This window comes from Acidovorax sp. IB03 (assembly GCF_016406015.1).
GTDB lineage: Bacteria > Pseudomonadota > Gammaproteobacteria > Burkholderiales > Burkholderiaceae_C > Acidovorax > Acidovorax temperans.
In genome coordinates, this window is the sequence record NZ_JAEFCH010000002.1 from 16,747 (window position 1) to 39,225 (window position 22,479).

Below are 22,479 nucleotides of genomic sequence, written 5' to 3' on the forward strand. Positions count from 1 at the left end.
AGACCACCCCACCTGCCCTGCCGTTGACTGAAAGAACCGCTCCATGATTGGTATCCCCGAAGCCTTTTCGCCCACCTACGCGGTAGCCCGCCGGAAGTTTCTGGAGGCCGCCGCCGCAGGCGGGCTGGAGGTGGAGTCTCACACCCATCCGCTGGCTGGGCGTGACGGCGAGGTGCTGGCCATGGACGTGGCTTTGGACGGCCCCCGTGGCGCAGACAAGCTGCTGATGGTGAGCAGCGCCTGCCATGGGGTGGAGGGCTACTGCGGTAGCGGCGTGCAGGTGTTTGCGCTGCACGACACCGAGTGGCGAGCCAAGGCGCGCGATGCCGGCGTGGCGGTGCTCTACATCCATGCGCTCAACCCGTACGGCTTCTCGCACATTCGGCGTGCCACGCACGAAAACGTCGATCTCAACCGCAACTTCCACTCCTTCACCGGGCCTTTGCCGGACAACGCTGCCTACCGCGAGGTAGCTCCCCTGCTGCTGCCCGATGTGTGGCCGCCCAACGCCGCCAACGTGCAGGCCGTGCAAGCGTTTATCGCCGAGCGCGGCGAGTCTGCCTGGCAGGCCGCCATCACCCGCGGGCAGCACGAGTTTGCGCAGGGCTTGTTCTATGGCGGCACCGCACCTACCTGGAGCAACCAGACCCTGCGCCAGGTACTGCGCGAGCACGGTACCCGTGCGCAGCGCCTGGCCTGGATCGATCTGCACACCGGCCTGGGCCCGAGCGGCCTGGGCGAGCGCATCTACGCGGGCAAGGATGATGCCGCCGCCGTGCAGCGCGCCCGCCAGTGGTGGGGCGGCGGCGGTGCCACGCCCGTGACCTCCATCTACGACGGCTCATCCACCTCGGCCTTCCTCACCGGCCTGATGTGGACGGCCATCTACGACGAGTGCCCGCAGGCCGAATACACCGGCATTGCCATGGAATACGGTACCGTGCCTGTCACCGATGTCATCCAGGCCCTGCGCGCCGAGCACTGGCTCAACATCCACCCCGAAGCCCCGGCTGCGCTGGCCGCACAGATCAAGGCCCAGATGCTGGCGGCCTTCTACACCGACACCGATGCGTGGAAGGGCCAGATCATCAGCCAGGCGCGGCAGTCGCTGTTCCAGGCGGTGGATGGTTTGACGGGTTGTTGATAAAAAAGCCCTGCAGCGCTTATCTGGCAAGCGCAATGCGCTATCAAAATATGAGCATTTTGGTGAAGGCCCATGCGTTACTGGCGCAGCCGGGGAGTGTCGTGTGGACGTCGCTCGCCGGCCGCCGCACTGGGCAGTGGCGGGCAGAGGCTCTAAGATGGCGCGGTTCATTTTTTGCGCTTTTTTGCATCCTTTTCCCATCCGATACGGAGACAACTGCATGTCCGACCTGAACGCCGCTTTTGAAGCCGCCGTCGCCAATTCCAAGAACCTGTCCGAGCGCCCCGATAACGCGACCCTGCTCAAGATCTACGCCCTCTACAAGCAAGCCACCGTGGGCGACAACACCGAGAAGAAGCCCAGCTTCTCCGACATGGTGGGCCGCGCCAAGTGGGACGCCTGGGAAAAGCTCAAGGGCACCGCAGCCGATGCCGCCAAGCAGCAGTACATCGACCTGATTACCGAGCTGAGCTGATCGCAGTTTTCAAGGCGCCACCTTCCGTGGTGCCTTGCCCTCCAGCGGCCTGCGGGCCGCTTTGTTTTTGGGGCCGGCGTTTACCCGCCAGGCTGGTGCGGCGAAGCCCGATCCAGTGCCCACCACGCGGGCAGTAGGGCCCGCACTGCGGCGCGGCGGTAGCGGTCGTCGATCAGGAACACCACGCCCTGGTCCTGCTCGGTGCGAATCACCCGGCCCGCCGCCTGCACCACCTTGCGCAGACCCGGAAATAGGTAGGTGTAGTCATACCCCTTGCCCGCGCCAAAGTGCCGGTCCATTGCGCGGCGCATTTCTTCGTTCACCGGGTTGACCTGCGGCAGCCCCAGCGTGGCGATGAAGGCGCCAATGAGCCGGTGGCCGGGCAAGTCCACCCCTTCTGAGAACGCCCCGCCCAGCACGGCAAAGCCAATGCCCTGGCCGCCTTCCTGAAAGCGGTCCAGAAACGCCTGGCGTGCCGCGTCGTCCATGCCCGCGGTTTGCTGCCACTGGGGCACCTCGGGGTGGGCCTGCTGCAGCTGCGCCGCAATGCGCTGCAGGTAGTCAAAGCTGCTGGCAAAGCACAGGTAGTTGCCTGGCAGGCGCGCAAACTGCTCGGCCATCAGGTGGGCGATGGGCACCAGCGACTGCGCCCGGTCGGCAAAGCGGGTGGACAGGTGCCCCACCGTGTGCACCGCCAGCTGCCCGCTGTGAAAGGGCGACTCCACATCCACCCAGCCCGTCTCGGGCGGCAGGCCCAGCAGGTCGCGGTAGAACGCGGGCGGTGTGAGCGTGCCGGAGAACAGCACGCTGCTGTGCGCCGCCGAGTGGCGGGCCGCCAGGTGCGGGGCGGGCACCACGTTGCGAATGCACAGCGTGCTGGAGCGACCCCGGCGCCCGTAGCGCGGCGGGTCCAGCGTCACGTCCAGCAGCGCGTGGCTGCCAAACTGCTCAGCCATGGCGGCAAAGTGCAGCGCGTCCAGGTACAGCGCCAGCACCGGGTCGCCGGGCATCAGGGGCACATCGGTCTGCGCCTCGGCCACAGCGCCAATGGCGCGCTGCAGTGCTTGCACAAAGGCTTCGGGCAGGGCCGGGTGGGCGCAGTACGCGTCCACCTGATCGCGGTGGATGGCGTTCCACTGCCGTTGCAGGGCGTCCAGCGCCTTGCGCACGGGGCCGGTGGCGGCCGCGCGAGCATCGGCCAGCGTGCCCTGGTGCAGCTCGGCGGTGTACATGCGGCGGGCGCGGTCGGGCAGGTTGTGGGCCTCGTCCACCAGCACGCCCACCTTCCAGCCATGCGCCACCGTCAGTGCATACAGCATGGCGGCGCTGTCGTAGAAGTAGTGGTAATCGGCCACCGCCACATCGCACCAGTGCGCCATCTCCTGCGCCAGGTAATAGGGGCAGATGCCGTGCGCAAGCGCCGTGGTGCGCACGGCGGGGCCATCCCACAGGCTGGTGTGCTGCGCCAGGGCCTGGCGCGCGGCAGGCAGCCGGTCGTAAAAGCCCTGTGCCAGCGGGCAGGATTCACCGTGGCAGGCCTTGTCGGGGTGCTCGCAGACCTTGTCGCGTGCCAGCACGTCCAGCACGCGCAGGGGCGGGATGGGGGAGGATGTGCGCAGTTGCTCGTGCACACGGGCCAGGGCATCGAGGGCCAGCGCATGGCCGGTGCCCTTCGCGGTCAGGAAGAACAGTTTGTCCAGCCCCTTGCGCGCGCTGGCCTGCAGCAGCGGGAACAGCGTGCCCAGCGTCTTGCCGATGCCCGTGGGGGCCTGCGCCAGCAGGCAGCGGCCGCCGTCTTCGTTGCCATCCTTGTCGTCCCGGTGGCCAGGCCCCACGTTGCGGTACACGGCCACGGCCAGCTCGCGCTGCCCGGCGCGAAAGCTGCCGTGCGGAAAGGTCAGCGCCGCCAGCGCTGCATCGCGGGCTTGGCGGTGCTGCTGCTCGCTGTGGGCCCAGGCCAGGTAGCGCGCGCACAGCGCCTCAAAGTGCGCCTGTAGATCGGCGGCGGTGTGGGTTTCGACCAGCTCGGTCTCTTGCCCCGTGCCGGTTTGCACGTAGACCAGCGCCACCTGCAGGCGCGTGAGCCCCCGGGCCTGGCACAGCAGGTGGCCGTACACGCGGGCCTGGGCCCAGTGCAGGGCGCGCTGGTGGGGGCGCACCCCGTCGAGCTGGCCCCGGTAGGTCTTGATCTCTTCGAGCTGCTGGCGGTTAGCGTCAAAGCCATCGGCCCGCCCGCGCACCGTGAGCTGCTGGAACAGCCCGCTCAGCGCCACCTCGGCCTCGTAGCCATCGCCCCGGCGGCCTTGCACCAGGCGGTGGCTTTCCATGCCCTCCAGCGCGCTGGGGGCGGGGGTGAAGCGCAGGTCCAGGTCGCCCGTGCGGGCCGTGAAGGCGCAAAGGGCACGCACCGACACTGTCAGCGGAGCCGAGGTTGGAAGGGGTGTGGTCATGCGGCCGCCGTGCCCATGAGGGGCTCCATGCCAGGCGCATCCTGCCAGCGCACATGGCACACGCTGGCGGGCAGGCCATGGGCGTGGCAATACTGCAGCCAGCGGATCTGGTTGTCTTGCAGCTTGTCGCCCGGGCCTTTGACTTCGACCAGTTCGTAGCGCTGTTCGACCGGACGTGTGGGCCAGAACCGCACCAGGTCCGGCAGGCCGCTGCGGTGGGCCACCGGGGCTTGCAGCAGGCGCTCAAAAAACAGTCGCAGGTGCGCGGCGGGAATGCAGTGCAGGGCCAGCTCCAGCAGTGGCTCGCTCAGCGCCCCCCAGAACACATGGGGAGACTGCCGTCCTTGCTTGGTGGCAAACCGCTCCCGGATGAGAGCGCGGTAGCGGCCATCGTTCAGCGCGAGCAGGCATTCGGCAAAGAGGGCTGCGCGGCGCTCCACAAAGTCGGGCGCATTCAGGTCGGCGGGCGCACCCTGGAAGGGGTGGAAGAACGCCCCCGGCAGTGGCGCGAACACGGCGGGCCAGCACAGCAGACCAAACAGGCTGTTGATGAGCGCATTCTCGGTGTAGAACACGGGCGCTTCTTCGGTGTGCCAGTGTTGGCGCAGCGCCCATTCCACCGAGGTAGTGGCGCCTGGGTGGGGCAGGGTGAGCGTCTGGGTGGCCTGCTGTGCAACCGCTTGGCGGGCAGGCTTTTTGGGGCGCGCCACGGCGCCCGCCTGTACCCCGGCAGCGCGCTGCAGGCGCGGCAGCATGCGTGCCAGGCGCTGGCTTTCCTCATCGCTTTCGGGCGCGGCCAGCGCCAGCAGGGCCAGTGCCAGCGCGTCGGCATGGCGGCCCATGCGCTCGTGCACGCGGATGCGCCGGTGCCGTGCGCCGGGGTGCTGGCTGTGGGCATAGGCCTGCTCGGCCAGTGGCCAGTCGGCCGCTTTTTCGCAGGCCTCACCCAGGCGCATCAGCAGTTTGGCGCGGCGGCGTTCCAGCCAGGGGTTGGGGCTGGTGGCTTGCACTGCGGCGGCCAGCAGGGGCGGGCGTTCTGCGCCATCGTCCAGCGCCTGGCGCAGGGCGTGCAGCGCAAGGTAGTGATCCACATCGGCGCGGCATTGAAACGCCCTCGATTGCGCATCAAACGGCACCACTTCGTACTGGAACAGCCCCAGGTCGGCCAGTACGAATTCCGACCAACTTTGGTGCAGGTTGCCAAAGAACATGAGCCGCAGCCGGGTGCACAGCTCCGTCACCTCTTGTGCCACGCGCCACACGGCCTCGGTGCTGGTGGGGTGCCATTGGCGATAGGGTTGGGCGGTGGTGTGGTGCGGTTGCAGGGCTTGCAGCAGCGCGGCCTTGGTTTGCGATTTGGCGGTGGCTTGGTGCGTGCAGGTGGCGGCAAACAACGTCGCCACCTCGCGATGCGTGTGTACCGCAAACAGCTCGGCCAGCGTCATCGGGGCCGTGGCATCGAGCCAGCCCAGGGCCAGCAGCGGCGCGGCGGCGGTGTGGATGTCGCCAATCTCTTCGTACGCCAGCTTGCCCGCGCGAAACCACGGGCCGCGCCGCATCACCAGCCGCACCAGCAACGCCTGCGCGGGCTCGGGCAGTTGCGCAAAGCGGGCGAAGAAGTCCTGCTCCGGCGCGCCCAGCACATCGGCATAGCGGGTGCGCAGCCAGTCGAGCGCACGCACAAAGTTGTGCAGGTAGTACAGGCGGTGCGGGGGCAGGGCGGTGGTGCCCAAAAGGCGGTCTCCGTCGGGGCTTGGCTGGGTCAGGCGGCGGGCTGCCAGCCCTTGGGCAGACCGGCCAGGGGGGTCATGCCGTACAGGGGCTCGTCAGGCAGGCCTGCTTGCAGTGCTTCGCGTGCGGCCATCAGCAGGTTGTAGTCCACGCCGGTGGCGATGCCCATGGCTTCGAACATGAAAACCAGGTCTTCGGTGACGACGTTGCCTGAGGCTCCGGGCGCGTAGGGGCAGCCGCCCAGCCCGCCTTGCGAGGCGTCGAACGTGCGCACACCCACGTCGTAGGCGGCCAGGCAGTTGGCCAGGCCCAGGCCGCGTGTGTTGTGCATGTGGGCCGCGCCCGCCTTGGGGCCCAGTTCGGCACGCAGGCGGGTGAACAGGCGGCGCACCTGGGCCGGGTTGGCCATGCCGGTAGTGTCAGACAGGCCCACCTCGTCCACACCCGCTTCGGCGCATTGCACGGCCAGGCGGATTACGTCGTCCTCGGGCACCGCGCCTTGCAGCGTGCAGCCAAAGGCGGTCGACAGACCCACTTCAATCAGCGCCTGCGGTGCGGTGTCGGCGCGCAGTTGCACCACGGCCTGCAGCTCCTGCACCATGGCGGCGGGTGTTTTGCGCACATTCGCCAGCGAATGCGCCTCGCTGGCCGACACCGGCAGCGTCACCTTGTGCGCCCCGGCCTGCAGGGCGGCCTCGGCCCCACGCAGGTTGGGCGCCAGCGCCATCACGGTGATGTGCGGGTGCCGGGCCACGGCGTGGCGCACCACCTCGGCCACATCGGCCATTTGCGGCAGCAGTTTGGCGGGCACGAAAGAGCCGACCTCGATCTCGCGCAAGCCAGCGGCCACCAGCGCATCGACCCAGCGCAGCTTGTGCGCGGTGGGCATGGTGGTGGCGATGGACTGCAGCCCGTCGCGCGGGCCGACTTCGCTGATGAGGACGCTGGGGGCCATGCTGGGCACGTCAGGCCACCGAAGTGGTGCTGGGCGTGCCCAGCAGCTCGTCGAGCTGGCCGCTGATTTCTGTTTCGATGCGATCCTTGAAGGCACTGAACAGGAAGCCGAGCTTGGCCGTCATGTCGAATTGCTGTGCGTCCACCAGCAGGGTGCCGGTGACGCCTGAACGGGTGAAGCGCAGGGTGTCCTGCGTGTCGCCTTCTTCGTAGGTGCATTCCATGTCGAATTTTTCCTCGGCCTTGCGGGCCCAGGCACGCGCCACTTCGCGGGCGCGGGGCAGGCCCAGGTGGTGGTCGCGTTGGATGTGAAGGTCAGACACCGGGTTTCTCCTTGGATGGGGTCAGAGACTGAGAGGTTTTTGCCAGTGCCCGCAGCGCGGCGTGGCGCTCGGGCTGGGGCAGTTGGGTGAGTTGTCGCACGGCATCATAAAACCGGGGCCAGTCGCGGCCCTCGCGTTCGAACAGGGCTTCAAACGCGGGCACCAGTTCGTCGTACGCCGCCTGGGCTGCAAAGCTGGCATTGTTGGCCTTGGCCACCCAGCGGTCGTAGCCCGCCAGCTGGGTGTGGGGCGTATTGCCGGGCATGGCCGCCAGCCACTGCGTGCGAAGCTGGTCATAGCTGGCCCGAAAACGCTGCATTGCTTCTGATTTGATAGCTGCTAGCGCTTGTGTATCAAGCGCTGCGGCCTGATTTTGTTCATAAATGGCTTGCAACTCGGCGCGGGTGGCGCGGGTCAGGGCGCGCCACTGGGCGCGGCGCTGCTCGCTGGCGGCCAGGGCGGCGCGGGCCTCGGGGGTGCTGTGCTCGGCCATCCAGCGGGCGCTGCCCAGGCGCTCTACCGCCGTGGCAAACGATTCGTTGAACACCGTATCGCCCTGGGCGTACACCACCTGGTGCGCCAGCTCGTGGAACAGCAGGCGCACAAAGTCGCCCTCGGGCCAGCCCACAAAGGTGCTCAGCAGCGGGTCGCCCCCGGCCCAGTTCATGTAGCCCAGCGTGGAGTAGGCGGGCACGCCGTACACATCCACCTCCAGCCCCTGGGCGGCCAGCCGGTCGGCCTCGGCCTGCGCATCGGCTTGGGCAAAGTAGCCCCGGTAGCCAATGCAGCCCGTCACCGGAAAGCACCAGGTGTGCAGCTTGAGGGCATCGGGCGGTGCGGCCACCACGTTCCAAACGGCGGCGGGGCGCTTGAGGTCGGCATAGCGGCGGTAGCTGGCGTTGTCGGGCAGGTGCAGCTCGGCCACCGCAAAGGCGCGGGCGCGCTGGGCCAGCTGCAGGCGCGTGCGCAGGGCGGGTGGGGTGCCCGGCTGGGCGATCCATTCGTCCAGCGGCCGGGCGGCTTGAATGAGCTGTGCGTGGCCGTGAGCCGACTGCCAGTAGTAGCCCAGGGCATCGCGCGTTTGTGCGCAGCCCAGCAGCAGGGCTGGCAGCACCAGCGCGCAGGCCAGTGCGATACAGCGGGAACGGGAAAAGCGAAAACGCGGGCGCATGGTGTCAGAACAGGTGCTAAGGGTACGACATGGCGCGTCCTGGTGGGTGGGCGGGGTTGTCAGCAGCGTGGCGCGGCCCCTTCCTAGAATGGCCGCATGCACGAAGCCCTTTCACCCGACAGCGCGGCCCCCTTGCCCCAGGGCCTTTTTGCGGATGACGCCGCCTGCCCGCGCTGCGCCTGGTGCAAGGCCAGCCCGCTGTACCGCCACTACCACGACCACGAGTGGGGCTTCCCGGTGGCGGACGAGCGGCGTCTGTTTGAAAAAATCTGCCTGGAAGGCTTTCAGTCAGGCCTGAGCTGGCTGACCATCCTGAACAAGCGTGAGGGCTTTCGCGCCGCGTTCGCCCAGTTCGACGCCGAGCAGGTGGCCGCCTTCGATCAGGTCGATGTGGAGCGGCTGGTGCAGGACGCCGCCATCGTGCGCCACCGGGGCAAGATCGAGTCCACCATCCACAACGCCCGCCGCGTGCTGGCGCTGCGCCGCGAGTTCGGTTCCATGGCCCGCTACGTGTGGCAGTACGAGCCCGGCCCTGCCGACCGGCCTGCGGTGCTGACGCTCGAAGCCGCGCGCACGCTCACGTCCACCGCGGCGTCGGTGGCCTTGTCCAAAGACCTGAAAAAGCGCGGCTGGAGCTTTGTAGGCCCCACCACGGTGTATGCCTTCATGCAGGCCATGGGCCTGGTCAATGACCATCTGGAAGGCTGCCACGCCCGAGCCAAGGCGTTGCAGGCGCGCGCCGCCTTTGTCGTGCCGCGCGGTTGATCAGGCCCGCTGACCCTGTGCGTTGACCACCACCTCACCATCTTCCTTGGTGAACGCGCCTTGTTGCGGGGCGGGCAGGATGTCCAGCACCAGCTCGGAAGGGCGGCACAGCCGCGTGCCCAGTGGGGTGACGACGATGGGCCGGTTGATGAGGATGGGGTGCGCCAGCATGGCGTCGATCAGCTGCGCATCGGTCACGCCCGGCGCGCCCAGCTGCAGTTCGGTGAACAGGGCTTCCTTGGTGCGCACGGCGTCGATGACGGGTTGGCCCGTGGCGGCGATCAGCGCCTGCAGCGTGGCGCGATCAGGGGGAGTCTTGAGGTATTCGATGACCAGGGGCTCCGCGCCGCTGTTGCGGATCATGGCCAGGGTGTTGCGCGAGGTGCCGCACTTGGGGTTGTGATAAATCGTGATGTCAGACATGGTGTTGGAGCTGGTACTGATGGGCAGGCCGGGGCAGAAGTGTGCCACTGGTGCCTGCTGCCAGATGGCCGCCCATTGCTGATTGTCCTGCGGCATTCAGCGCAGCGGCGTCGCGCGCCGTCAGAGGCCCGAGCCCTGGGCCAAGCGCGTGCTCAGGAACCCAGCTCCAGGTGGTCGAGCAGCACGAAGTCTGCGCCAGGCGCGGGTTCGGCGAACAAGGCCAGCTGGTTGAACTGGAGTGTGGGCAGGTCCGAGAAGAACTGCTGCGCTGCGTCCAGCACCAGGGCCTGTGTGTTGTCATCGACCAGCGACAACGGCCCCGTGAGCGGCATGTGAAAGCGGAACTCCTCTGCTGCGCGGCGCTGGGCCAGCTCATCGCCAGACGGGCGTGCCGCGAGCGGTTGCAGTTGCGTGACGCAAGCGGCCGCTGCCGCGTTGAGGGCTGCGTTGGCTGGGTGCGATGGCATGGGCACCAGCGCCAGGAAGTCGTCGATGCGCTGCACCTGCATGGGGGGCATGGTGAAAGGCGTCAGGCTGCGCGCTACCTGCTGCACGGCGTGGTGCAGCGTGAGCCAGTCGGTGCCCGGTGCCAGGGCGAAGGGTGCCTTCAGCGTGGCATGCCAGCCATGGCGTCGCGGCGCTGCCGTCAGGCGCTGCAGGTCGGCAGGGGCCACGCCGTGGATGTTCAGTTGCGGCAGGGGCCGCAGTTGTGCCGCACAGCGCCCGAGCCAATGGCTGCCGGCCAGCCAGCCCAGGGTGCCGGGGCTGGGGGCGAAGTACACCGCGTAACGGTGGGCGGTGGTGGCTGCCCGTGGGGTGGTGGATTCAGTGTTCATGGGTGTCCGTGGTGGGTGCCGTGCAACAGCCCGCCTTTCAGGTTCAGAAGCGATGCGGCTTTGCAAGGGGCTGCGCGCCCTCACGCGCTTCAGTCGGCCTTGGCGGCATTCACCCAGGACAGGTCCAGCGGCCGGTCTTCAAATTCGGTGTTGAGCACCACGGTGCTGGTGGTGCGGGCCACACCGGCAATGGCCTTGATTTCGTAGATCACGTCTTCCAGCGCCCGCGCGTGTGTGGTGCGGATCTTGGCCAGGAAGTCGTATTCCCCCGCCACGCTGTGCAGCTCTTCCACCTGCGGCATGGCCCGCAGCCGGGGCGCCACGTCGCGGCAGTGGATGCCGCCGTCGTTCCGGATGGCCACAAACGCCGTGAAGTTCAAACCCACGCGCTCCGGGTCCACGCTGATCGAGAAGCGGCGAATCACGCCCTTGTCCAGCATCTTCTTCACCCGCTCGTGCACCGCTGCGGTGGACAGGCCCACCTCGGCCCCCACATCGGCGTATGAACGTCGGCCATCAGCCCCCAGGGCCGAAATAATTCTGGCGTCGATGTCATCTGTCTGAATATTTGCTTGCATTGGCGCCTGTTTTTGGTAAAAATTCCGAAAACCTCAAGGTTTCCATAAATTATTCGGTAAGGTGAAGAATATGCCGGCAAATTTCAATGTGCAAGCGCGTTCCCGTGGCTCCTGGGCGGTTGCCACGGCCCTGCTGCTGGTTTACGTGGTGTGGGGCACCACGTATTTCGCCACCAGCATCGCCCTGCAGACCATGCCCCCGTTGCTGATGAACGCGGTGCGCTTTCTGTGCGCGGGCGTTGTCATGTTGCTCATTGCCTTGGCGCAGGGCCACGCACTGCCCACGGCGCAGCAGTGGCGCAACTCGGCGCTGGTGGGCGGGCTGATGGTGTTTTTGGCGATGAACTTCATCGGCTTTGCGCAGAAGCTGGGCATTGGCTCGGGCTTGATGGCCACCGTGGTCACCACCATGCCCATGTGGCTAGCGCTGTGGACGCGCTGGGGTGGCGAGCGTGTGCCCCTGACGAGCTGGATCGGCCTGGGCCTGGGCGTGGTGGGCGCGCTGTTGCTGGCGATGGAGGGTGACTTCTCTGCCACCTGGGTGGGCGCATTGCTGGCTTTTGCCGCGCCCCTGTGCTGGAGCCTGGGCTCCTACGCCTCACGCAAGCTCTCCCTGCCCGCACCGGCCATGGCGGCGGCGGCCCAGTGGTTTGTGGGTGGGGCGATGGGGCTGGTGGTGGCGCTGTGCGTGGAGCCTGTGCCCGCGCTGTCGCAGATCAGCGCCAAGTCGTGGGCTGCCTGGCTCTACCTGCTGGTGTTTGGCACCATGGTGGCCCTCAATGCCTACCTGTGGCTGCTGCAAAACACCACGGCCGCGCTGGCGGGCAGCTATTCGTTTGTGAACCCGGCCGTGGCCCTGTTGGTGGGCGTGGCGCTGGGGGGCGAGCTGCTCACCGGCTGGGTGTTTGCGGCCTTGCCGCTGATTGCTGGCGCGCTGGGCTGCATCCTCTACGGGCCCATGGTGCTGGGCTGGTGGCAGCGCCGCGTGCTGCCCCGCCTGCGGGCTGCCTGGGCGCCCACGGGCTGCCAGGAGCAGGGTTGATGCTATTGAAAATATAGCTGCTAGCGCTTGATGGATAAGCCCTAGGGATCCTCTGCACGAATTGAGCGGAAAGTGTGCGCTGCGGATCGGGATGGGCTGCAAGGCGCAAAGCGCAGCAATAGCCGCAGCTATTGCGAGCATTTGCAACGCCGCAGACCGCTCGAGTCCGCAGATGCACACGGCGCGGTGATTCGTGCAGAGGCTCCCTGAAGGCGCTTTTGAATCAAAATTGAATCAGAGTGTATTTGTCTGGCTCCTAGGGCGTTGATCGGTATACGCTGACACGCTCCCGCGCAGAGGCGGTTAAGCTAATGCTTCGGTTGCCTCACCGAGCAACCCGCCATTCGGAGTTCTGCGCCATGTTGTACAAATTCAAATCCCGCGCTGCGGCGGACCTCATCCTGCTGGAGCCGCAAGGCCGGCAAATCCTGGAAATCATCGGCAAGACGCCGGGGCCCACCGGCATCGTGACAGCGGCGCAAATCCCCGCCGCCCTGGCCGCGCTGGAGGCCGCCGTGGCCCGTGACGAAGCCCGCCTGCGCGCTGCCCAGGTGGCCGCTCAGCAAGAGCCGGGTTCTGCCGATGCGAACCCGGCTGAAGACGAGCCCAACGACACCATCCACCTGCGCCAGCGCGCCACGCCTTTCATCGACCTGCTGCGCCGCAGCCAGCAAGAGGGCTGTGACGTGGTGTGGGGGGTGTAGCGGCTGACGCGCCCTGACGCAGAGGGCGGCGTCAGCGCCCAATATCAATCGACCTTTGCGCCGGAGGCTTTCACCACCCCGGCCCATTTCTGGTGTTCGTTGTCGATGTGCCGCGCAAACTCGGCCGGTGTGTTGCCGCCAGGAATGGCGCCCTGGGCCATCAGCCGCTCTTTCACAGCCGGGCTGGCCAGTGCCTTGGCCGTTTCTTGCTGAATGCGGTTGACGATGTCGGCAGGGGTGCCGGCCGGGGCGAGCAGGCCAAACCAGGAACTGGCTTCATAGCCCTTGAGGGCAGGGCCGCCAGCCTGTTCCACCGTGGGCACATCGGGCAATGCGGTAGAGCGCTGGCTGCTGGTCACGGCCAGGGCCACCAGCTTGCCCGCTTTGATTTGCGCCATGGACGAGGGCAGGTTGTCAAACATCACATCGGCATTGCCCGCCACCATGTCCATCAGCGCCGGGCTCGACCCGCGGTAGGGCAGGTGCAGCATGTAAGTGCCAGTCATGCTCTTGAACAGCTCGCCCGCCAGGTGGATGGAGGTGCCGTTGCCGCTGGAGGCCATGTTCAGCTTGCCAGGGTTGGCCTTGGCCGCCTTGATGAAATCCTGCACGTTGGTCACGCCCAGGGCCTTGGCCTTGTCGGGGTTCATCACCATCACGTTGGGCACAGCGGCTACCAGGGTGATGGGGGCGAAGTCCTTGATCGGGTCGTAAGGCAGCTTGGCGTACAGCGCGCGGTTGATGCCGTGCGTGCCCACGGTGCCCATGAGCAGCGTGTAGCCGTCGGCGGGCGACTTGGCCACCACTTCAGCCCCCACGTTGCCGCCCGCGCCCGCGCGGTTGTCCACGATGAACTGCTGCCCAAAAGCGCGGCTCAGCTCGGGCGCCATGGCGCGCGCCAGGATGTCAGTGGTGCCGCCGGGTGCAAACGGCACCACGATGCGCACCGGCTTGGTCGGCCAGCCCGCAGTGCTGGGCGCGGCTTGCGCGTGCGCGTTGCCCGGTGCCAGCAGGGCGGCAGCCGCAGCCAGCGCCATGGCGCCCATGGCCGTGACGGTGAGGCCCAGCGCCAGGGCCTTGCGGCGGCTGCGTGCCTGGCTGCGGGCCAGGATTTGTGCGCGGGAGCTGGCGGGGGTGCGGAAGTGGTGCTGCAATGTCATGGGGCCATTCCTTCTCGAATCGGGGGCGTTGCTTGTGCGCTACCTTGCGCCCTCAGTTCTACGCGCGCGGGTGCTGCAAGGGCAGATGGATTACCCGAACACGCGGCCGCCAACCCATGAAAAAAGCCACCGGGCCGGGAGGCGCGGTGGCTGGTGTGGCTCGGGCAACTCCTGCCCAAGACAGGGCTTAGTCGGCGTAGGTGCCGGCGGCCTTGATCACAGCGCCCCACTTGTCGATTTCAGACTGCACAAACTTCTTGTGCTCGGCAGGCTCGATGCGTTTGTCGGTGGCGACCACGGCACCCAGGCCTTCCTGCTTCTTGATGAACTCAGGGTCCTTCAGCGCGGCCTTGATGGCATCGTTCAGCTTCTTGAGCACGTCAGCCGGTGTGCCCTTGGGGGCGTACACGCCGTGCCAGATGGTCACATTGAAGTCCTTCAAGCCCGACTCGGCCAGTGTGGGCAGGTCTTTGAGCGCAGGCGTGGTGAGGCGCTTGGTGGTGGTCACGGCGTAGGCCTTGACCTTCTTGCCTTCGATCTGGCTGGTGGTGTTGGTGGTCTGGTCGCACAGCAGGTCGATCTGGCCGCCGATCAGGTCAGTAATGGCGGGGGCGGTGCCCTTGTAGGGCACGGGGGTCATGTCCACCTGCAGCGCGCTTTGGAACATCAGGCCGCACAGGTGCGAGGCAGAGCCCTGGCCGGCGTTGCCCAAGTTGATCTTGCCCTTGTTCTGGTTGATCCAGGTGGACAGTTCCTTGTAGTTGTTGGCCGCCATGCTGGGCTTGGCGATCAGCGTCATGGGGACATCGTTGATGATGCCCAGGTATTCAAAGTCGTTCACCACGTTGAAGGCCAGCTTGCGGTACATCGTGGGCATGGTGGACATGCTGATGTGGTTGAGCAGCAAGGTGTAGCCATCGGGCGTGGCGCGTGCAGCCTTGGCGGTGCCGATGGTGCTGCCTGCACCTGCCGCGTTGTCCACCACCACGCTCACACCCAGGGGCTTGCGCAGGGCTTCGGCCAGGTCACGGGCCACGCGGTCTGTGGGGCCACCCGCTGCATAGGGCACGACCAGGGTCACCGTCTTGTCTTTGGACGGGAACTCTTGCGCTTGCGCACCAAAGGCTGTGATAACGGCAGTGGCGGCCAGCGAGAGTTTCAGCAATGTTTTCATGGATGCTCCTTTGATTGACGGCGCGATGATAACGAGGGCGTTTTTTCTGGGTAATGCGGGTTGTACGTAGCCGCCACGCTGTAGTGTCTTTAACGAAAAATAGCTGCGGCGCTTGTGTATCAAGCGCTGGCAGCTATGTATTTGGTAGCGTGTGCACGGGTTATCCCTGACGCAGGCGGGCGTCTGCAGCCCGCCGGGCATCGCTTCAGGTGCCCGGCATTTGTGGCAAATCAACAGCGCTGGCGGGGTATGCGCTGCCGCACCACGCGCAGTCAGCGGTAGCTGCGAGCGTCTTCAATCACCTTGCCATCGTTGGGCAGGGTGCCGGGCGGCACCATTTCCACATCGCCGCGCAGCTTGGTCACTTCGCGAATGGCGTCGCCCAACTGGTGGGCCAGGCCCTCGGCCGTTTCGGTGGTTTCCACCCGCAGCACCATCTGGTCGTTGGCCATTTCACCGCTGACCACCAGCCGCGCGCGCTGTACCTGCGGAAAGCGCTTGGCGATGGCGGCCACCTGACCGGGGTGCACAAACATGCCGCGCACCTTGGTGGTCTGGTCGGCCCGGCCCATCCAGCCCTTGATGCGGGTGTTGGTGCGGCCCGTGGGACACTGGCCGGGTAGCACGGCAGACAGGTCGCCAGTGCCAAAGCGGACGAGCGGGTAGTCGGGGTTGAGCGTGGTGATGACCAGCTCGCCCACCTCGCCCTCGGGCACCGGGTCACCCGTGCCGGGGCGCACGATTTCGACGATGACGCCTTCATCCAGCACCAGGCCTTCGCGGGCCGAGGTTTCATAGGCAATCAGGCCCAGGTCGGCCGTGGCATAGCACTGGTAGCCCGCAATGCCCTGCTGCGCAAACCAGTCACGCAGGCTGGGCGGAAACGCCTCGCCAGAGACCAGGGCCTTGGTCACGCTGGGCAGGGGCACGCCCAGTTCTGCGGCCTTCTCGATGATGATCTTGAGGAAGCTGGGCGTGCCGATGTAGCCCGCCGGTTTCAGCTCGGCCATGGCGTGCACTTGCTGTTCCGTCTGGCCCGTGCCGCCGGGGAACACGGTGCAGCCCAGCGCGTGGGCGCCGGTTTCCATCATCGAGCCCGCAGGCACAAAGTGGTAGCTGAAGCTGTTGTGGATCAGCTCGCCGCGCCGAAAGCCCGCCGCGTAAATGGCCCGCGCCATGCGCCAATAGTCGGGCCGCGTGCCCTCGGGTTCGTAGATGGTGCCGGGGCTGGCAAACACACGCGCCATGCCCGGCCCAAAGTTCAGCGCGCTGAAGCCGCCAAACACATTGGTGGCGCGGCCGGCCTGCTGGCGCTCCAGCAGCTCGTACTTGCGCGTCACGGGCAGCTTGGCCAATGCCTCGCGGCTGGTAACTGCACCAGCATCCACCCCCGCCAGAATGCTGGCGAACGCGGGCGATGCCTTTTGGGCATGTGCGATCTGCTGCGGCAGCGCCGCCATCAAGGCCGCTTCGCGCTCGGCGGGGCTGCGCGTTTCCAGGGCGTCATAAAACGTGCTCATGCCTGGGTTTCCTTGTGAGGTGGTGGTTTTGAATGAAATCGGCCTCTAGCGCTTATCCATAAAGCGCAAGCAGCTATCAAATTAAGAGTAATTTCGTCCAGCGTCTGAAAAGGATGACTGCCCGGGGCGCCCGCGCTGCCGAAGGCCAGCGCACCCGTGGAACTGGCTTTGCCAGGCCACCGGGTGCGTCCCCCTGAGGGGGATGGCGCGCAGCGCCACAGGGGGCATGTCAGGCAAGCCAGCGCTTGCGCCGCTTGTAGCTCTTCACATCCTTGAAGCTCTTGCGCTCGCCGCCGCCCATGCCCAGGTAGAACTCTTTCACGTCCTCGTTGCTGGCCAGGTCGCTCGCGGCGCCGTCCATCACCACGCGGCCACTTTCCATGATGTAGCCGTAGTCCGCGTACTTGAGCGCCATGTTGGTGTTCTGCTCCGCCAGCAAGAAGGTGACCTTCTCCTTGGTGTTCAGGTCTTTGACGATGTTGAACACCTCTTCCACGATCTGCGGGGCCAGGCCCATCGAGGGCTCGTCCAGCAGCACCATGCTGGGGTTGGCCATCAGCGCGCGGCCAATGGCACACATCTGCTGCTCGCCGCCCGAGGTGTAGGCCGCCTGCGAGGTGCGGCGCGTTTTCAGGCGCGGGAAGTAGTTGTAGACCTTCTCCAAGTTGGCCTCGATCTCGCCCTTGCTGGTGCGGGTGTAAGAGCCTGTCATCAGGTTCTCTTCAATCGTCAGGTGGGCAAAGCAGTGACGGCCTTCCATCACCTGCACCACGCCGCGCTTGACCAGATCGGCGGGCGACAGGTTTTCAATCCGCTCGCCGCGCAGCTCGATGCTGCCCTTGGTCACCTCGCCGCGCTCGCCCTTGAGCAGGTTGGAGATGGCCCGCAGCGTGGTCGTCTTGCCCGCACCGTTGCCACCCAGAATGGCCACGATGCTGCCCTCAGCCACCTGCAACGAGACGCCCTTGAGCACCAGGATCACGTGGTTGTAGATGACCTCGATGCCGTTGACGTTGAGAACAATGTTTTTAGAGTCCATGGTGTTGCCTTCGCTGTGCCAATCGAAAAGATTGCGATGCAACCCTTTCGATTGGCGGCTGCCCAGAAAAGCAGCCGCTTCGTCACTGGCCCTTGATACGGTCGCGGCCCAAATACCAGGGCCACCGTGCAAGGGCCGCCCCGCCGCACCGGTGGCGTCCCCCTTCCCGAGTCGCGCTAGCGATTCGAGAGAAGGGGGAAGCGGCAAAGCCGCTCAGGGGGATGTACTTAGCTGTTGCAATCAGCAGGATCGCGTCGTGTCATCTTCTTGTCGGCCAGGTACTTGTCTGCACCGGCCTTGATCATGGGCTTCAGGATCTGCTCGTCAGCCTGGTACCAGTCAGACGAGAAGTTCCACTTCTTGCCGTCCCAGGTGTGCACGCGCGACCAGGTGGAGCCCATGTGGTCTGCGCAGCTGGTGGACAGCGGGCGCATCACATCGTTGAAACCCAGTGCGTCCAGCTTCTTCTGGTCCAGGGCCAGGTTCTCCATGCCCCAGCGCACTTGCTCACCGGTCATGACCTTGCCCTTGCCAAAACGCTCTTGCGCGCGGCGCACGGCTTCCACAGCCAGCATCTGGATGATCACGCCACGTGTGTACAGCACCGAGCCCACTTCGTCCTTGGGCCCCGTGCCCTGGCCCTTGTCGTGCACGTGTTTCAGGATGTCCTGGATCACCTTGGACTGCGTGCCGTAGCCGTTCAGAGCCAGCGCGTTGTAGCCCTTGGCGCCTTCGCCCACGTCACGCACATCGGGCTCGGCACCGGCCCACCACACGCCATACATCTTGTCGCGGGGGTATCCGGTGGCCTGGGCTTCCTTCAGGGCGGTGGAGTTCATCACGCCCCAGCCCCACAGCAGCACGTAGTCAGGGCGGCTTTGGCGCACTTGCAGCCAGGTGGCTTTCTGTTCCACGCCGGGTGCGGTCACGGGCAGCATCTGCAGCTCAAAGCCGTGCATCTTGGCGCGCTCTTGCAGCACCGGGATGGGTTCCTTGCCGAAGGGGCTGTCGTGGTAGACCAGCGCAATCTTCTTGCCCTTGAGCTTGTCCAGCCCGCCGTTGGCCTTGCCCAGATGCTGGATCAGGATGTCAGCGCCCGTCCAGTAGCTGCCCATGAAGGGGAAGTTCCACTTGAATGCCTGGCCGTCCTGCGCCACCGACAGGCCATAGCCCAGCGTCATCAGCGGGATCTTGTCCACGGGGGCCTTCTCGGTCAGCGCGAAGGTGATGCCGGTGGCCTGGGGGTCAAACAGCGTCACGCCGGGGCGGCTCTTGAGGCGTTCGTAGCATTCCACGCCGCGGTCGGTGGCATAGCCGGTTTCGCACTCTTCAAACGTCAGCTTCACGCCGTTGATGCCGCCATCGCGGGCGTTGATCATCTTCAGATAGTCCTGCTTGCCATTGGCCCATGGCACACCGTTCGGCGCGTAGGGCCCCGTGCGGTAGGACAGCAGCGGGAAGAACTGTTCCTTGGCCTGGGCCATGGCGCTGGTGGCCAGCGACGACGCGCCGGCGGCAACCACTGCGGCGGCGATCACGATTTTGGAAAGCTTCATGGATGTCTCCTTTGGATGAATAGGGTGAAGCAAGCACGGGAACAAACTTGGCTACGTTTCAGGGCGCCACCGTAAAAACTGGCGCTACCCAGGCCGGGGCAGCCGAGCAAGGGCCGCCCCGCAGCGAGGGCTGCGTCCTCCCTCCCGCGCGCAGCGCGAGAGAGGGGGAAGGCGCGAAGCGACTCAGGGGGTGTTTCATGTCAGTGCGGGAAGGGCCACAGGCGCAGCTTCTGCTTGGCGGTGGACCACAGCTTGGCCAGGCCGTGGGGCTCCACGATCAGGAACCAGACGATCAAGGCGCCGAAGATCATCAGCTCGGCATGGGACACGCCCGCTGTCGAAATCTCGATACCGAACAGGCCCAGGAAGGCAGGCAGAAACTGGTTGAGCACGATGGGCAGCACCACGATGAAGGCCGCGCCAAAGAACGCACCCATGATGGAGCCCAGCCCGCCGATGATCACCATGAACAGCAGGCGGAAGGACACTTCGACCGAGAAGGCCGCTGGCTCCCACGCACCCAGGTGCACAAAGGCCCACAGCGCGCCGGCCATGCCGACGATGAAGGAGCTGACGGCGAAGGCGCTGAGCTTGGCGTACATGGGGCGGATGCCAATCACGGCGGCGGCCACGTCCATGTCGCGGATAGCCATCCACTCGCGGCCAATCGCACCGCGCACCAGGTTCTTGGCCAGCAGGGCCACCACTACCAGAATAGCCAGGCAGAACACGTACTTGCTGGTGGCGCTGTCAATCGGCATGCCCAGCACTTGCAGGTTGGTCACCGACACCGAGCCCGAGTCGGAGTTGTTGGTGAACCACTTGATGCGCAGGAACATCCAGTCGCTGAAGAACTGCGCCGCCAGCGTGGCCACGGCCAGGTACAGGCCCTTCACACGCAGACTGGGCAGCCCGAACAGAATGCCGAAGAACGTGGCGCACAGCCCGCCCAGGATGAGTGCCGGAATCAGCGGCATGCCGGGGAAGCGCACAAAGAAGTTGTAAGCCCCATAGGCCCCCACGGCCATGAAGGCGCCTGAGCCCAGCGAGATCTGCCCGCAGTAGCCCACCAGGATGTTCACCCCCAGGGCGGCCAGCGCCATGATGACGAAGGGAATCAGGATGGCGCGGAAGATGTAGTCGCTGGCAAACGCAGGCACCACCAGGAAGGCCACCGCGAGGATGAGCCCAATGGCAATGCGGTCCTGCGCAATGGGGAAGATCTGCTGGTCAGCGCGGTAGCTGGTCTTGAACTGGCCGTTTTCGCGGTAGAGCATGGTGTGTCTCCTGTTGTTCTTGTGGTGGGTTAGGCGCGATCAATGATCTTTTGCACGGGGGCGCACCTGCGGTGCCACGCGGAGCCTGCGGCCCCGCTGACAACGCGCGGTGCGCGTTGTGCCTCCTTCGAAAAATTATTGGTCTCGTATTTCATACGCGATCAATAATTTTTTCTCCGAACAAGCCCTGAGGCCTGAAGAGAAGGAACACCAGCGCCAGCACATACGCAAACCAGATCTCGATGCCCCCGCCCACGAACGGACCCAGGTACACCTCCGACAGCTTCTCGCCCACACCGATGATCAGACCGCCGATGATGGCGCCGGGCACCGAAGTCAGGCCGCCCAGAATCACCACGGGCAGGGCGCGCAGGGCCACGGTGGTCAGCGAGAACTGCACCCCGAGCTTGCTGCCCCAGATCATCCCGGCCACCAGGGCCACCACACCGGCCACGCACCACACGATCACCCAGATGCGGTTGAGCGGAATGCCGATGGATTGCGCGGCCTGGTGGTCGTCGGCCACGGCGCGCAGCGCACGGCCGGTGGAAGTCTTCTGGAAGAACACCGACAGCAGGGCCACCAGACCCGCAGCAATGGCGGCGGCAATCACGTCTTCCTTGTTGATCAGGATGCCGCCCTGGAACACGGAGTCCAAGGCGAAGATGGGCTCCTTGGGCATGCCCACGTCGATCTTGTAGATGTCGCTGCCAAACAGTGTCTGGCCCAGGCCTTCGAGGAAGTAGGTAATGCCCAGTGTGGCCATCAGCAGCGTGGCACCTTCCTGGTTGACCAGGTGGCGCAACACCAGCTTTTCAATCAGCCAGGCCACCACGAACATGATGGCGCCTGCAATCACGAAGGCGGCCAGGTTGGCCACGATGGGGTTGTCGATGCCAGTCCACTTCGGAATCCACTCGGCAAAGCGGGCCATGGCCAGCGCTGCGAACAGCACCATGGCGCCCTGGGCAAAGTTGAACACGCCTGAGGCCTTGTAGATCAGCACAAAGCCCAGCGCGACCAGCGAATACAGCATGCCGGCCATCAGGCCGCCGATGAGGGTTTCAAGAAAGAATGCCATGTTGTTGTTCTCAGAGTCTGTTCAAAGTCTTTTCATGGAGTACGTTGCCCAGCAAAGGCAGTGGGTGCAAGGCGCACACCGCAAGCCGCACTGGTGTGCGGCGAGGATGGGCAACGCCGCAGACGCTGCCTTTGCGGGACAACCCGAAGGGCATGGCAACAAACGGCCACGCTCGTTGTTGCCCGCCTTGCCCAGGCCGCCAGCATGTGCCGCGGCGGGCGCCTAGATCGTGTCCGTTTGTTGTCATGCGTACCCCGTGAAAAGGCTTCGAACAGACTCTTAGTGCGATGTGCCCAGATAGGCACTGATCACGTCTTCGTTGTTGCGCACTTCGTCAGGGCTGCCGTCACCGATCTTCTTGCCGTAGTCCAGCACCACCACGCGGTCGCTGATGTCCATCACCACACCCATGTCGTGCTCGATCAGCACGATGGTGGTGCCGAACTCGTCGTTCACGTCCAGGATGAAGCGGCACATGTCCTGCTTCTCTTCCACGTTCATGCCGGCCATGGGCTCGTCGAGCAGCAGCACCTGCGGCTCCATGGCCAGGGCTCGGCCCAGGTCCACGCGCTTTTGCAGGCCGTAGGGCAGCTGGCCCACAGGGGTCTTGCGGAAGGCCTGGATTTCGAGGAAGTCGATGATGTGCTCGACGTATTCACGGTGGCGGATTTCCTCGCGTTCGGCAGGCCCGATGCGCAGCGCCTGCAGCAGCAGGTTGCTTTTGATCTTGAGGTTGCGGCCGGTCATGATGTTGTCGATCACGCTCATGCCCTTGAACAGCGCCAGGTTCTGGAAGGTGCGCCCGATGCCCATCTCGGCCACCTGGCGGCTGTTCATGTGGTCAAACGTCTTGCCCCGGAAGGTGATGGAGCCTTCGGAAGGCGTGTACACCCCGTTGATGCAGTTGAGCATGGAGCTCTTGCCGGCGCCGTTGGGGCCGATGATGGAGCGGATCTCGTGCTCTTTGACGTTGAAGGAGATGTCGGTCAGCGCCTTCACGCCACCGAACCGGAGGCTGATGTTCTTGACGTCGAGGATGACGTCGCCGATCTTTTTGGTGCTCATGGGTTGCTTCC

Annotated in this window: 21 protein-coding genes; 5 read left to right on the forward strand and 16 right to left on the reverse strand. The window is 65.7% G+C overall.

Going from position 1 to position 22,479, the window contains the following annotated elements:
- Nucleotides 1-43 precede the first annotated feature (43 nt).
- Nucleotides 44-1,144 (forward strand): M14 family metallopeptidase, encoded by a 1,101-nt coding sequence (locus IHV84_RS01185; protein ID WP_198845483.1) that lies wholly within the window; start codon nucleotides 44-46, stop codon nucleotides 1,142-1,144.
- 220 nt (nucleotides 1,145-1,364) lie between these two features.
- The gene (locus IHV84_RS01190; protein ID WP_066783264.1) at nucleotides 1,365-1,619 is read left to right on the forward strand and encodes an acyl-CoA-binding protein; all 255 of its coding nucleotides are present in this window, start codon (nucleotides 1,365-1,367) and stop codon (nucleotides 1,617-1,619) included.
- Between the two features lie 80 nt (nucleotides 1,620-1,699).
- Here IHV84_RS01190 and IHV84_RS01195 read toward each other — a convergent pair whose 3' ends face one another.
- The 5 genes from IHV84_RS01195 to IHV84_RS01215 are packed head-to-tail and all read right to left on the reverse strand — an operon-like array spanning nucleotide 1,700 to nucleotide 8,248.
- Entirely contained in the window at nucleotides 1,700-4,069 is a 2,370-nt protein-coding gene (locus IHV84_RS01195) for an ATP-dependent DNA helicase (protein ID WP_198845484.1), read from the reverse strand.
- Nucleotides 4,066-5,802 (reverse strand): VRR-NUC domain-containing protein, encoded by a 1,737-nt coding sequence (locus IHV84_RS01200; RefSeq protein WP_233099639.1) that lies wholly within the window; start codon nucleotides 5,800-5,802, stop codon nucleotides 4,066-4,068. The genes IHV84_RS01195 and IHV84_RS01200 overlap by 4 nt, the downstream gene beginning before the upstream one ends.
- Nucleotides 5,803-5,831: 29 nt before the next feature.
- Nucleotides 5,832-6,755: a hydroxymethylglutaryl-CoA lyase gene (locus tag IHV84_RS01205; protein ID WP_198845485.1), complete on the reverse strand. Its 924-nt coding sequence runs from the start codon at nucleotides 6,753-6,755 to the stop codon at nucleotides 5,832-5,834.
- Between the two features lie 10 nt (nucleotides 6,756-6,765).
- The gene (locus tag IHV84_RS01210) at nucleotides 6,766-7,077 is read right to left on the reverse strand and encodes a polyhydroxyalkanoic acid system family protein (protein WP_198845486.1); all 312 of its coding nucleotides are present in this window, start codon (nucleotides 7,075-7,077) and stop codon (nucleotides 6,766-6,768) included.
- Nucleotides 7,070-8,248 carry an aminopeptidase gene (locus IHV84_RS01215; protein WP_198845487.1) on the reverse strand — a complete coding sequence of 393 codons (1,179 nt, stop codon included), beginning with the start codon at nucleotides 8,246-8,248 and terminating at the stop codon, nucleotides 7,070-7,072. Before IHV84_RS01215 ends, IHV84_RS01210 begins: the two co-directional genes overlap by 8 nt.
- Nucleotides 8,249-8,344: 96 nt before the next feature.
- Here IHV84_RS01215 and IHV84_RS01220 point away from each other — a divergent pair, with 96 nt between their 5' ends.
- A complete protein-coding gene (locus IHV84_RS01220; RefSeq protein ID WP_198845488.1) occupies nucleotides 8,345-9,013 on the forward strand; it encodes a DNA-3-methyladenine glycosylase I in 669 nt (222 codons plus the stop codon).
- Here IHV84_RS01220 and arsC read toward each other — a convergent pair whose 3' ends face one another.
- The 3 genes from arsC to IHV84_RS01235 all read right to left on the reverse strand — a co-directional run bounded on the left by arsC (nucleotide 9,014) and on the right by IHV84_RS01235 (nucleotide 10,850).
- Nucleotides 9,014-9,436 (reverse strand): arsenate reductase (glutaredoxin), encoded by a 423-nt coding sequence (gene arsC, locus IHV84_RS01225; RefSeq protein ID WP_198845489.1) that lies wholly within the window; start codon nucleotides 9,434-9,436, stop codon nucleotides 9,014-9,016.
- 152 nt (nucleotides 9,437-9,588) lie between these two features.
- Nucleotides 9,589-10,272, reverse strand: a complete 684-nt coding sequence (locus IHV84_RS01230; RefSeq protein WP_198845490.1) for a DUF1045 domain-containing protein — start codon at nucleotides 10,270-10,272, stop codon at nucleotides 9,589-9,591.
- 89 nt (nucleotides 10,273-10,361) lie between these two features.
- Nucleotides 10,362-10,850 carry an Lrp/AsnC family transcriptional regulator gene (locus IHV84_RS01235; protein ID WP_233099640.1) on the reverse strand — a complete coding sequence of 163 codons (489 nt, stop codon included), beginning with the start codon at nucleotides 10,848-10,850 and terminating at the stop codon, nucleotides 10,362-10,364.
- A gap of 70 nt (nucleotides 10,851-10,920) precedes the next feature.
- On the opposite strand from IHV84_RS01235, the gene IHV84_RS01240 reads away from it, so the two are divergent.
- Both IHV84_RS01240 and IHV84_RS01245 read left to right on the forward strand, forming a co-directional pair.
- Entirely contained in the window at nucleotides 10,921-11,892 is a 972-nt protein-coding gene (locus IHV84_RS01240) for an EamA family transporter (RefSeq protein WP_198845491.1), read from the forward strand.
- Between the two features lie 359 nt (nucleotides 11,893-12,251).
- Entirely contained in the window at nucleotides 12,252-12,596 is a 345-nt protein-coding gene (locus tag IHV84_RS01245; protein ID WP_198845492.1) for a DUF1840 domain-containing protein, read from the forward strand.
- A 44-nt stretch (nucleotides 12,597-12,640) separates the two neighbouring features.
- Here the strand turns inward: IHV84_RS01245 and IHV84_RS01250 are convergent, their stop codons facing one another.
- From IHV84_RS01250 to IHV84_RS01285, 8 genes are all read right to left on the reverse strand, one after another.
- The gene (locus IHV84_RS01250; RefSeq protein ID WP_233099648.1) at nucleotides 12,641-13,642 is read right to left on the reverse strand and encodes a tripartite tricarboxylate transporter substrate binding protein; all 1,002 of its coding nucleotides are present in this window, start codon (nucleotides 13,640-13,642) and stop codon (nucleotides 12,641-12,643) included.
- A gap of 301 nt (nucleotides 13,643-13,943) precedes the next feature.
- Entirely contained in the window at nucleotides 13,944-14,930 is a 987-nt protein-coding gene (locus IHV84_RS01255; protein ID WP_198845493.1) for a tripartite tricarboxylate transporter substrate-binding protein, read from the reverse strand.
- Between the two features lie 272 nt (nucleotides 14,931-15,202).
- Nucleotides 15,203-16,450, reverse strand: a complete 1,248-nt coding sequence (locus tag IHV84_RS01260; protein WP_198845494.1) for a phenylacetate--CoA ligase family protein — start codon at nucleotides 16,448-16,450, stop codon at nucleotides 15,203-15,205.
- Nucleotides 16,451-16,679: 229 nt separating this feature from the next.
- Nucleotides 16,680-17,489: an ABC transporter ATP-binding protein gene (locus tag IHV84_RS01265; protein WP_066691827.1), complete on the reverse strand. Its 810-nt coding sequence runs from the start codon at nucleotides 17,487-17,489 to the stop codon at nucleotides 16,680-16,682.
- Nucleotides 17,490-17,716: 227 nt separating this feature from the next.
- A complete protein-coding gene (locus tag IHV84_RS01270; protein WP_198845495.1) occupies nucleotides 17,717-19,045 on the reverse strand; it encodes an ABC transporter substrate-binding protein in 1,329 nt (442 codons plus the stop codon).
- Nucleotides 19,046-19,245: 200 nt separating this feature from the next.
- On the reverse strand, nucleotides 19,246-20,322 hold the full coding sequence (locus tag IHV84_RS01275; protein WP_044395549.1) for a branched-chain amino acid ABC transporter permease: 1,077 nt from the start codon (nucleotides 20,320-20,322) through the stop codon (nucleotides 19,246-19,248).
- A gap of 151 nt (nucleotides 20,323-20,473) precedes the next feature.
- A complete protein-coding gene (locus tag IHV84_RS01280; protein WP_044395551.1) occupies nucleotides 20,474-21,403 on the reverse strand; it encodes a branched-chain amino acid ABC transporter permease in 930 nt (309 codons plus the stop codon).
- A gap of 279 nt (nucleotides 21,404-21,682) precedes the next feature.
- Nucleotides 21,683-22,468: an ABC transporter ATP-binding protein gene (locus tag IHV84_RS01285; RefSeq protein ID WP_044395553.1), complete on the reverse strand. Its 786-nt coding sequence runs from the start codon at nucleotides 22,466-22,468 to the stop codon at nucleotides 21,683-21,685.
- Nucleotides 22,469-22,479: the final 11 nt, after the last annotated feature.